Origin of the sequence: Cupriavidus taiwanensis (assembly GCF_900250075.1) — a bacterium.
Classification (GTDB): domain Bacteria; phylum Pseudomonadota; class Gammaproteobacteria; order Burkholderiales; family Burkholderiaceae; genus Cupriavidus; species Cupriavidus taiwanensis_C.
Window position 1 is genome coordinate 2,776,828 of sequence record NZ_LT977070.1, and the last position, 9,254, is coordinate 2,786,081.

The window sequence follows — 9,254 nt, forward strand, 5'->3', positions numbered from 1 at the left end:
AAGCGTTTCGCCCACATGAAAAAGCTGCACTACACCTCCTTCGCCGCCCTGATCGCCGCCTTCAACTCGGGCAAGCGTTTCCAAGTTAGCCGTGACGGCCGCATCGAGACCGTCAGGAGCATCTCGATCAACCGCTACAACGAGAGCCGGATTGACGTTCGGACCGTCGAGACGCCGGGGTCCTACGGGCGATTCCGCCCCGATGGCACGAACGAATCGGAGCCGAACTGGTTCCTGATCGAAGTCCCGGTGGAGGCCGCCTTCCCGTTCTCGTCGGCGGACGCCCTGGTGGCCGCCTTCAATGCCGGCGTGAAGTTCGAGGTCGTCAATGCGGGCGGTAAGGTATCGCCCGTCACGAAGATCGAGAAGACCGGCCTCGGACGCGCCGGCTTCTATGTCGAGGCGAAAGGTGACGGCCCCTGGTCGCAGTTCGACCTCCGTGGCAACAACGACTGGCTGAGCGACAAGCTGCGCGTGAAGGTGGAGATCACCGATACCGCCAGCGCCGCCCCTGGCCTCCAGGTGTTCAACGCCGATGGCGCGAAGGTCATGGAGATCGGCGCCCGCTTCGGCCTGAACCCTCTGCGCGTCACCGAGTCCGGCTCGGTCACCTCGGCGCCCGCTCCTGCGCCGGCCCCGAAGCGTGCCGTGGACTTCCCGAACTGGCTGGACGAACTGGCGAAGGGCACGAAGTTCTACTGCCCCGCGACCAACGAGGACGTCACGGGCATCAACGTGAGCGCCAAGGGCTTCCAGGTCATGCTGGCGAAGGTCGGCGTCACCGGAGCTACCCCGCGTCACTCGACCAACTACCGCCTGAACGGTAGCCACAAGCACGTCAGCGCCCGCTCGCTGGTCGTGAAGCCCGAGCCGGTCGCTGCGCCGGCCCCGCGCGTCGGCAAGTCGTCCCGCGCCGCCATCTTCAAGAACCGCCTGAACGGGCAACTGTTCGTGGTCCGCGAAGGCGAGGTCCTGCCCCCGATCCGTGGCGTCCGCGACGCCGCCCTGGTCGGTGAAACGACCATCGTGGAGTAATCCACGTCATCCCCTGGCCCCTCTTCGGAGGGGCTTTTTCATTTCTACATCACAACGGAAGCAAATGGCTGACGCTAAGAAGAAGTCCAAGATCATCGAGAAGGCCGTGACCCCGAAGGGCACGCTCATCTACGCATGGGTGGACAAGCCGGACAACTCGGAGTACGGCAAGGGCAAGTACAAGTGCGGCATCCTGCTGGAGAAGGGCGTCAAGGCGAACGACGAGTTCGCCAAGAAGCTGAATTCCCTGCACAAGGCCGCCAAGGGCAAGAGCGACGCTCGCCCGGCCAAGGACGGCGACGAACTGGCCGAGGACAACGAGAAGAAGGAAAAGCTGCGCGGGTATTGGGTCATCACGGCCAAGTCGCAGAACAAGCCGTCGCAGAAGGCCGCCGACGGCAAGACCGACCTGAAGGAAACCGCCCGCTCGGGTGACTTCGGTCGCCTGTCGGTCGCCATCGCGGAGTACGACGCAGGCGCCAACAAGGGCGTCACGCTGTACCTGAACGGCCTGAAGCTCCTGGAGCGCCGCGCCGGCCACGATCTCGGCTTCGAGGACGAGTCGGACGACTACGAGAACGACGCCGCCGAAGGTAGCGACACCTCGGAAGACGACGACGGCGACAACGGCGGCAACCAAGGCGCTGGTGACGACTCGGACTTCTGAGGTCCGCCTGGACGTGGTGCCCCTGCCGGCGCCGCGTCCTCGCGTGTTCCAGAACCGGGCTTACATGCCCGCGTCGTACACCGCGTTCTGCAAGGAAGTCGCAGCCGCACTCCCGCAGACCGATGAACCCCCGCTCGACGGCGAACTGAAGATGTTCATTGAGTTCGTCTGCAAGCCCATTGCGAAGTCGAAGTTCACCACGCCTGCGGGCGACCTGGACAACCTCGCCAAGGGCGTCATGGACGTGCTCACCAAGGAAGGCTGGTACGGCGACGACCGCCAGATCATCCGCCTCGTGCTGTCCAAGCGGTTCCCCGAAGCCGGCGAAGTCCCGCACATGAAGTTCCAACTGTGCCGGATGCTGCCGCAGACCTGTCGTCTCTTCCCCCTCGAATCCGAATGATCGCCATCCTCATCAAGTTCCTGCAACGCCTCGCGCAGGCCCTGGACAAGCTCGCCCAACGCGAAGCCGCCAAGGCCGAAGAGAACCTGAAGCAAGCCGCCGAGCTCGTGGCGCGTGCCAACGAGCACCGCAAGACCTTCGGCCACGCCTCGCGCACTGCCAGCGCACTGAAAGACCTCGTGTCGTGATCGACGTCCGTCCCATGGACGGCCGTCCGATGCCCTGAACCCTGAAAGGAAAGACCCCATGCTGCCCCGTTTCCCCGTCACTGCCCCCGTCGCCCCGCGCGGCCCGCTGTCCCCCCAGGCTCGCCTCGTGCTGAAGCACCTGCAAAGCGTGGGGTCGATCACCAACGTCGAAGCGAACGCCGTGCATCGCGTGCGCTCCCTGTCGCGCCGCATCACCGAACTGAAGGACGCCGGCCACAAGGTCCGCAAGGACTTCCGCAAGGACACGACCGGCCAGCGCTACGTGCGCTACAGCCTGGAGAAGTGATGGGCTACCGCACCGAGCACGAAGATTTTGAGCCCGTGCGTAGCTCCGACGCTTGCTGCGAGGGCTGCGCGTTCAGCAACTCCGACACCTGCGGCGACATGGCCTGTACCGGATGGGACTTCCCCGCCGGACATCCGCTGAAAGACGCAGGCGTGCGGATCATCTGGGTGGAGAAGCAATGAAGCTCTACCAGAAACGCAAAGACGGTCCCCTGGCCGCCCTGTGCACCCTCGGGTGCTATGCGCTGTTCCCGCCCGCGCTGCTGATCCTCCTGATCGAGCAGGCCTGTGAGACGGTGCGCGACGAGTGCCGCGGAGTCCCTGGCCCGCGCGAGACGTACCGGGACTTCCTGGGCGAGATGAGCTACCGCCGCGCCAAGCGCGAGGCCAAGCGGAAGAGGTTGCTGTGACCGACCCGCGCCCCGTTGATCGCTTCGTAGTGGTGGACCCGGCGACCGAGAAGGTCTACGGGAAGCCCTACGCCACGCAAGGCGGCGCGACCGCCCGAGCCAACTGGCTGATGGGTAAGCGCAGCAACGCCTTCTACCGCCGCAACGTGACGCCGCCGGCCCCGAAGCTGGAAATCCGGCGTATGCGCTACGAGCTAGCCGAAACCCGCGTCATGAAGACCATCGACGCACCTACCGACTGACCATGCGCAAGCTCCTGTTCGTCTTCATCCTCGCCCTGGGCCTCGCCGCGTGCGGCCAAGAGGCTCCGGCGCTCAACCCGGACGGCACCCCTGCCCCGCAGCAGTCCATGGGCGGCGGCTTCTGGTCGTCCATGGGCGGCGCCTTCGCCGGCTCCATGCTCGGCAACATGCTGTCCCGCCCGAGCGCCCCGGCGTACCACGCGGCGCCCACGACCGTCGTGAACCGCACCACGGTCATCAAGCAGAAGGTCTACGTGGCCCCCAAGCCGGCCATGAAGACCCCGAGCTACACCCCGCGCCCGAGCGCGTCCCGTTCGTTCTCATCGAGCTCGTCGTTCCGCTCGGGAGGCCGGCGCTGATGTACGAAATCTACGACGACCCCTGGTATGTGCAGTTCATCCGGTGCGTCCTGCGGCTGGCCGTGATCGGCGCGGCGGTCTATGGCCTCGTACGTCTATTCGCCTGGGTCGATAGCCGGCCCGGAGTGGTAGCGGCCCGCGAGGCGCAGGCCCGACAGGAAGCGGCGAATCGAGTCCCGGACGGCTGCACGGTCTACACGTTCTACAACGGCGACCGCTGGCAGTTCTTCACCAAGTGCCCGAGCGCCTCCACGACAACCCTGAACACCCACACCGAATCCTGCGGCAAGACCTGTAGCCGGACGGTGGAATCCCCCATCACGAACTGATCCCATGCGAAACGCTGACAACCTTCTGCACTATAGCGGCCTGACGCTGCATGTCTCGTCGTGGTTGAACCAAGAGTTCACCCCGGAACAAATCAAGCGAGAGCCGATGTTCTTCCGGGCCTCCGCTGACTTCGCCAACCGACACGGGAGCCTGCTGACCGGCTCGTTCCTCCTGTCCGCCGAAGCCATCTGGGGTGACCTCTCGAACGTCATCATCGACTCCCGGCACCACATGCTGATGCCTGGGATGTACCCCTGCATTCCCGGCTGGCACACCGACGACGCGCCGCGCTCCCCGGCGTACTGCGACGGCCAGCCGAACATCTTTACGCCGCACTACGAGACCGAGCACCTCCTGTGCGTGGTCGATTGCGGCACGGAGAGCCTCACCGAATTCCTGGTGGGCGACGTCGAGCTCCGGCGTAGCTACGTCGAGGCCAAGTACCGCTCGGATGGCGCGAACTTCTACAAGACCTGTGACGGCTTGCTGGAACGTGCCCTCACGCTGCCGGACAACCGCCTGGAGCGCGTCCAGGTGAAGTCCGGCCAGATCGCGGAGTTCAACGTCCACTCCTGGCATCGCGGGATGCCGGCGAAGACTCGTGGTTTCCGCTGGTTCATCCGCATGACTCGCTACTCGAAGCACAAGGTCGAGAACGAGATTCGCTCGAACGCCCAGGTCTACCTGACCGACGCAACCTACGGGTGGTGACAAATGGAAATGACCCGACACATCTGCGTCCAATGTCGCCATCACAAGGCTGAGAACGAGCGGCCGCCGAGTGGTACGGGGGAGCGACTCCCCGAGGTGGTCGTGCATCTGTGCTTCGCCAAAGTTCGGCAGCCGGCCATCGTAAGTCTGGTTACCGGGCAGATCGAGCGGCAACCCGACGCCGCGCCAGCCCGCTGTGAAGCAAAGCGCAGGCGCCTCGGCAGCAACACCTGTCCCGACTACAAAGCCTGCGAATGACGCTCCGCTACAGGGACACCATCGTGTCCCGCAATAGCGATCTCTATCGCGCACTGGAGGCCGGGGACGGTTCCCTGGCCTCTCGCATTTACACCGAGGCGAACGCTGAGTTCGCCAAGTTCTTTCAAGGATTCGAGCATCTATGGCAAAGCAAAACTACACCGTCACCCTCAAGTTCCGTGGCTACTTCGCCGGCAAGCGTGACGACGGTCGCTACGACCTCCGTGGCCGAGGCCAGCGCAGCATCGTGACGCTGGACGAGCTCCAGGTCCTGCTGAACGCTCGTCCGAAGGGTCGCCGCTGATGGGCGCCACGCACGACACCGAGTCAGTCCTGCTGCACAAGGGTCCGTGCGATAAGTGCGGGTCCAGTGACGGTCGGGCTGTCTACGATGACGGTCACTCCTACTGTTTCGCGGGATGCTCCGATGACGACCGATACGAAGGTCCAACTGGTGAAGGCACTGGCCGCCCTGCGCCGGAACGAAAGCCCCACAAAGACCTTCTACCTGTTGGTGAGTACCGCGACCTTAACAAGCGTGCCCTCACTGCGGAAACTTGCCGACGATTCGGATATTCGGTGGGTCGTGATCGAGACGGAGAACCCGTTCAAATCGCCACCTACTGTGACGCCACGGGTGCCCCGGTCGCCCAAAAGCTACGGACCCCGGACAAGGACTTCGCGGTACTAGGCGACCTGAAGAAGGCCGGACTGTTCGGGCAGCACCTGTGGCCGGCGAAGGGCAACAAGATCGTCATCACCGAGGGCGAGATCGACTGTCTGTCGGTGGCCCAGGCGCAGGCGCTCAAGTGGCCCACTGTCTCCATCCCGAACGGCGCCCAGGGCGCGGCGAAGGCGATCACCAAGAGCCTGGAGTTCCTCCGGGGCTACAACGAGATCATCCTCTGGTTCGACAACGACGAGCCGGGCCGCAAGGCCGTGGAGGAATGCGCCCTGCTACTGCCCCCTGGCAAGTGCAAGGTGATCGTGACGCCCGACGATCTCAAGGACGCCAACGATCTCCTACGGGAGCGCGGGCCGGCTGCCGTGGTCAAGTGCATCTTCGATGCGCAGACCTACCGACCGGATGGGGTCATCGGCGGCGAGCAGTTGACCGTCGAGCGCCTGAAGGCGAAGGCGGCGCCGGGCTGGCAGACGCCGTACCCGAAACTCAACGAGATGACCCGAGGCATCCGGCCCCGGCAACTGTGGATGATTACCGCAGGGACCGGGGTCGGGAAGTCCACGGACGCCCGTGAGTGGATGTATGCGGCCCTCTGCGAAGGTATGCCATGCGGCGCTGTCTTCCTGGAGGAAAGCGTCGAGGACACGGCGAAGTACCTCGTGGCCCTGGACCACAACGTGCTGGCTGAGGACCTGGAGGACAACCCGGAGATTCTCACCGACGCTCAGTGGGCCGCAAGCCACGCCAAGCTCTTCGCGCCGCCGGGTCTGTACCAGGCATACGACCACTTCGGTGCGATGGATTCCGACTCGCTCATTGCGAAGCTGGAGTTCATGGCGGCCAACGGGGCGCGGCTCCTGTTCCTGGACCACATCACCATCGCCGCGACGGGTCTCGACCTGGAGGGGGTCGATGCGCTGATGGTCAACCTGCGGTCCCTGATCGAACGCACCGGCTGTTCCATCGTCTGCATCTCGCACCTCCGCAAGACGCCCACGGGCGCCAAGGCGGCGGAGGAAGGCGGGCAGATTAGCCTGGACGACCTGAAGGGGTCGGGCTCCATCAAGCAAATCCCCGACGTCATCATCGCCAAGGAGCGGAACCAACAAGCCGAGAACGAGGCCGAGCGGGACGTGGCGCAACTGCGCGTCCTGAAGGTCCGACGCGGTGGCAAGACTGGCCCCGCCGACAAGGTGAAGTACGACACCATCACCGGACGGCTGACTCCCTTCGTGGAGCCGGACCCGATGGAGTGCCCGGAGGACGATGACGACGTGCCGTTCTGACGGCATTGCTCGCCTGCTGCTGAAGTCCTCTCGATACCGCGCCAAACGTGGCGGCCTACGCCACACGCTGACCCTGGCGGACATCTATGTCCCCGACCGCTGTCCCGTCCTGGGGCTGCGGCTCATCCCCTCCAAGGGCCGCGCAGGCCCGAACTCCCCGTCACTAGATCGCATTGACTCACGCAAGGGCTACGTCCCAGGCAACGTCATCGTGGTCTCGTGGCGGGCCAACGAACTCAAGAAGAACGCCACCCTCCTGGAAATGGAGCGGGTCGCCGCGTTCTATCGACAACTCGCAGACCGGAAATGAAGACCGATGAAGTCTACGTGGACCCGAAGGTGGCCTACGCCTCCTTCCGATTCACTGACGGGGGCGACGTGCTCCCGAAAATCCGCGCGGCGGCTGAGTCTGCCGTGAAGGCATGTGTCGCCGCTGGCCGCACCCCGAAGATGGTCGAGGTCGTGATCCGTGTGGCACCGTGAAGACCACGTAGACGACATCCTATCGTTTGACCTGGAGACCGATGGGTTCCTGAAGGAGCTCACGCGTATCTGGGTGATGGCGATTGGCGTCGTAGGCTCCGATGACATCCTTACCTACACAGACCACGACCCGGCCTACCCTTCGGTTGCCGAGGGCATCGAGCGCCTCCGCAAACACCGAGACCGTGGCGGAAGGTTCGTGGCTCATAACGGGATCGGCTTCGACCTCAAGGCGATCCGCAAGGTTTCTGGACTGGACATTCCGTGGACTCAACTGTGGGACACCATGGTCCTGGGTCGGCTCCGTAACCCTGAGCGGCCCGGTGGTCATAGCCTGGAATCCTATGGGGTCGAACTCGGAATTCTTAAGGGCTCCCACAACGAGTGGGACAGGTACTCGGAAGCGATGCGTTCGTATAACGCACAAGACATCGCGGTCACGAATGCCCTGTTCCTGAAGCTCAAGCCCGTCCTGTCCTGGGGCGAGAGCGCCCTGCTGGAACACTACGTCGCGTACCTGATCGACCTCCAGATGGAGAACGGCTTCCCGCTGAACATGAAGGAAGCCATCGAGCTCGCGGCTCAACTGTGGGAAGAGCGCGAAGGCTATCTCGCGGAGATGCAGCGGGTCTTCCCGCCGATCTACGTGAGCGCCGGCCTGAAGCAACCAAAGGTCACCCGCAAGTACAAGGACAAGCAAGGCCGCGTCTGGGAGTACACCAAGGGCGCGGAGTACACCGAGGTCACGCTACAGGAGTTCAACCCCGGCTCCGAGTATCACATCGACCGTCGCCTGTTCCGCAAGTACGGCTTCCGGTTCCCTCTGACCAAGGCCGGCAACCCGAACGTCACCGAGAAGATTCTAAAGAAGCTCGACTTCCCGGAGGTCCAGCCGCTCATCAAGTACGCGCGGGTGGACAAGATGTGGACCCAGGTCGCATCGCCTCCGAAGAAGAAGGGCGGGAAGCTCGTGGGCGGCGGATGGATTCACCACGCCGACGAGAACGACCGCGTGCATGGCTACGTGAACTCGAACGGCGCCGTGACGGGCCGCATGACTCACCGGATGCCGAACTCCGCAAACATCGACAAGGACGCGCGTATGCGTGCCCTGTGGATTCCGGGCGTGGGCTACGTGATGGTGGGCTGCGACGCCGAGGGCCTGGAGCTCCGCGTGCTCGCGCACTACCTGTACCCGTTCGACAAGGGCCGGCTGGTGGTGGCGCTGCTGGAGGGCGACAAGTCCAAAGGCACCGATGCGCACTCGATGAACCGGGACTCGACCGAGCTACCGGACCGCGACTCCGCCAAGACGCTGCTGTACGCGGCGATGTATGGCTCGGGCGATCCGAACCTGGGCGAGATTTGGCTGAACGCGTGGCGTGCCACTGGCAAGCCGATCTACGAGTGGCCGACCTGGGCCTGGACGAAAGCGCCAGGCAAGCCCCGACCCGCCAAGGTCATCGGCAAGATCGTCCGCGAGAAGCTCGTGGGCGGGATGGTCGGCTTCGGCAAGCTCATCGACGCCATCAAGAAGGCGGCCAAGGAGCGCGGCTACGTCAAGGGAATCGACGGGCGTCGCATCCGCGTCCGCTCGCAGCACGCTGCCCTGAACTCCCTGCTGCAAGGGACCGGCGCAATCATCATGAAGAAGGCCCTGTGCATCTTCCATGACGCGATGCTGGCGCGGGGCTATCAGCACGGAAAGCATTGGGGGTATCTGGCTAACGTTCATGACGAATGTCAAATGGAAGTTCTCCCGGAGCTCGCGCAGGAAGTAGGTGCGCTGTTCAAGGATGCCATCACGCGGGCCGGCGAGCACTTCAACTTCCGGTGCCGTCTCGATGGCGCCTACGACGTCGGCGCGAACTGGCACGAGACCCACTAATGG

16 protein-coding genes are annotated in these 9,254 nt (G+C 64.2%); all 16 read left to right on the plus strand.

The window, feature by feature from the left end; translation table 11 throughout:
- Window positions 1-15: 15 nt before the first annotated feature.
- The gene (locus CBM2588_RS12870) at window positions 16-1,035 is read left to right on the plus strand and encodes a hypothetical protein (protein ID WP_115680823.1); all 1,020 of its coding nucleotides are present in this window, start codon (window positions 16-18) and stop codon (window positions 1,033-1,035) included.
- 64 nt (window positions 1,036-1,099) lie between these two features.
- On the plus strand, window positions 1,100-1,702 hold the full coding sequence (locus tag CBM2588_RS12875) for an ssDNA-binding protein (RefSeq protein WP_115680824.1): 603 nt from the start codon (window positions 1,100-1,102) through the stop codon (window positions 1,700-1,702).
- A gap of 16 nt (window positions 1,703-1,718) precedes the next feature.
- Window positions 1,719-2,105: a RusA family crossover junction endodeoxyribonuclease gene (locus tag CBM2588_RS12880; protein ID WP_269462419.1), complete on the plus strand. Its 387-nt coding sequence runs from the start codon at window positions 1,719-1,721 to the stop codon at window positions 2,103-2,105.
- Window positions 2,102-2,293, plus strand: a complete 192-nt coding sequence (locus CBM2588_RS12885) for a hypothetical protein (RefSeq protein ID WP_115680825.1) — start codon at window positions 2,102-2,104, stop codon at window positions 2,291-2,293. The genes CBM2588_RS12880 and CBM2588_RS12885 overlap by 4 nt, the downstream gene beginning before the upstream one ends.
- A gap of 58 nt (window positions 2,294-2,351) precedes the next feature.
- Window positions 2,352-2,600: a helix-turn-helix domain-containing protein gene (locus CBM2588_RS12890; protein WP_115680826.1), complete on the plus strand. Its 249-nt coding sequence runs from the start codon at window positions 2,352-2,354 to the stop codon at window positions 2,598-2,600.
- Window positions 2,600-2,782 (plus strand): hypothetical protein, encoded by a 183-nt coding sequence (locus CBM2588_RS12895; protein WP_115680827.1) that lies wholly within the window; start codon window positions 2,600-2,602, stop codon window positions 2,780-2,782. Before CBM2588_RS12890 ends, CBM2588_RS12895 begins: the two co-directional genes overlap by 1 nt.
- Entirely contained in the window at window positions 2,779-3,009 is a 231-nt protein-coding gene (locus CBM2588_RS12900) for a hypothetical protein (RefSeq protein ID WP_115680828.1), read from the plus strand. Before CBM2588_RS12895 ends, CBM2588_RS12900 begins: the two co-directional genes overlap by 4 nt.
- Complete coding sequence (locus tag CBM2588_RS12905; RefSeq protein ID WP_115680829.1) at window positions 3,006-3,251, plus strand: hypothetical protein; 246 nt, start codon at window positions 3,006-3,008, stop codon at window positions 3,249-3,251. The genes CBM2588_RS12900 and CBM2588_RS12905 overlap by 4 nt, the downstream gene beginning before the upstream one ends.
- A 2-nt stretch (window positions 3,252-3,253) precedes the next feature.
- Entirely contained in the window at window positions 3,254-3,610 is a 357-nt protein-coding gene (locus CBM2588_RS12910; RefSeq protein WP_115680830.1) for a hypothetical protein, read from the plus strand.
- Entirely contained in the window at window positions 3,610-3,939 is a 330-nt protein-coding gene (locus CBM2588_RS12915; RefSeq protein ID WP_115680831.1) for a hypothetical protein, read from the plus strand. The genes CBM2588_RS12910 and CBM2588_RS12915 overlap by 1 nt, the downstream gene beginning before the upstream one ends.
- A 4-nt stretch (window positions 3,940-3,943) precedes the next feature.
- Entirely contained in the window at window positions 3,944-4,651 is a 708-nt protein-coding gene (locus CBM2588_RS12920; RefSeq protein WP_115680832.1) for a hypothetical protein, read from the plus strand.
- 400 nt (window positions 4,652-5,051) lie between these two features.
- A complete protein-coding gene (locus CBM2588_RS12925) occupies window positions 5,052-5,213 on the plus strand; it encodes a hypothetical protein (protein ID WP_154676088.1) in 162 nt (53 codons plus the stop codon).
- A complete protein-coding gene (locus CBM2588_RS12930; RefSeq protein WP_115680833.1) occupies window positions 5,213-6,880 on the plus strand; it encodes a DnaB-like helicase C-terminal domain-containing protein in 1,668 nt (555 codons plus the stop codon). Before CBM2588_RS12925 ends, CBM2588_RS12930 begins: the two co-directional genes overlap by 1 nt.
- Entirely contained in the window at window positions 6,861-7,190 is a 330-nt protein-coding gene (locus CBM2588_RS12935; protein ID WP_062801402.1) for a hypothetical protein, read from the plus strand. The genes CBM2588_RS12930 and CBM2588_RS12935 overlap by 20 nt, the downstream gene beginning before the upstream one ends.
- Window positions 7,187-7,363 carry a hypothetical protein gene (locus tag CBM2588_RS12940; protein WP_154676089.1) on the plus strand — a complete coding sequence of 59 codons (177 nt, stop codon included), beginning with the start codon at window positions 7,187-7,189 and terminating at the stop codon, window positions 7,361-7,363. Before CBM2588_RS12935 ends, CBM2588_RS12940 begins: the two co-directional genes overlap by 4 nt.
- Window positions 7,350-9,251, plus strand: a complete 1,902-nt coding sequence (locus tag CBM2588_RS12945) for a DNA polymerase (protein ID WP_115680834.1) — start codon at window positions 7,350-7,352, stop codon at window positions 9,249-9,251. Before CBM2588_RS12940 ends, CBM2588_RS12945 begins: the two co-directional genes overlap by 14 nt.
- Window positions 9,252-9,254: the final 3 nt, after the last annotated feature.

Bases quoted from the DNA above. Each gene is read 5' to 3' on its own strand.
- CBM2588_RS12915 (WP_115680831.1), top strand. From the start codon at position 3,610: ATGTACGAAATCTACGACGACCCCTGGTATGTGCAGTTCATCCGGTGC.
- CBM2588_RS12885 (WP_115680825.1), top strand. From the start codon at position 2,102: ATGATCGCCATCCTCATCAAGTTCCTGCAACGCCTCGCGCAGGCCCTG.
- CBM2588_RS12890 (WP_115680826.1), top strand. From the start codon at position 2,352: ATGCTGCCCCGTTTCCCCGTCACTGCCCCCGTCGCCCCGCGCGGCCCG.
- CBM2588_RS12910 (WP_115680830.1), top strand. From the start codon at position 3,254: ATGCGCAAGCTCCTGTTCGTCTTCATCCTCGCCCTGGGCCTCGCCGCG.
- CBM2588_RS12930 (WP_115680833.1), top strand. From the start codon at position 5,213: ATGGGCGCCACGCACGACACCGAGTCAGTCCTGCTGCACAAGGGTCCG.
- CBM2588_RS12875 (WP_115680824.1), top strand. From the start codon at position 1,100: ATGGCTGACGCTAAGAAGAAGTCCAAGATCATCGAGAAGGCCGTGACC.
- CBM2588_RS12925 (WP_154676088.1), top strand. From the start codon at position 5,052: ATGGCAAAGCAAAACTACACCGTCACCCTCAAGTTCCGTGGCTACTTC.
- CBM2588_RS12900 (WP_115680828.1), top strand. From the start codon at position 2,779: ATGAAGCTCTACCAGAAACGCAAAGACGGTCCCCTGGCCGCCCTGTGC.
- CBM2588_RS12935 (WP_062801402.1), top strand. From the start codon at position 6,861: ATGACGACGTGCCGTTCTGACGGCATTGCTCGCCTGCTGCTGAAGTCC.
- CBM2588_RS12920 (WP_115680832.1), top strand. From the start codon at position 3,944: ATGCGAAACGCTGACAACCTTCTGCACTATAGCGGCCTGACGCTGCAT.
- CBM2588_RS12870 (WP_115680823.1), top strand. From the start codon at position 16: ATGAAAAAGCTGCACTACACCTCCTTCGCCGCCCTGATCGCCGCCTTC.
- CBM2588_RS12895 (WP_115680827.1), top strand. From the start codon at position 2,600: ATGGGCTACCGCACCGAGCACGAAGATTTTGAGCCCGTGCGTAGCTCC.
- CBM2588_RS12940 (WP_154676089.1), top strand. From the start codon at position 7,187: ATGAAGACCGATGAAGTCTACGTGGACCCGAAGGTGGCCTACGCCTCC.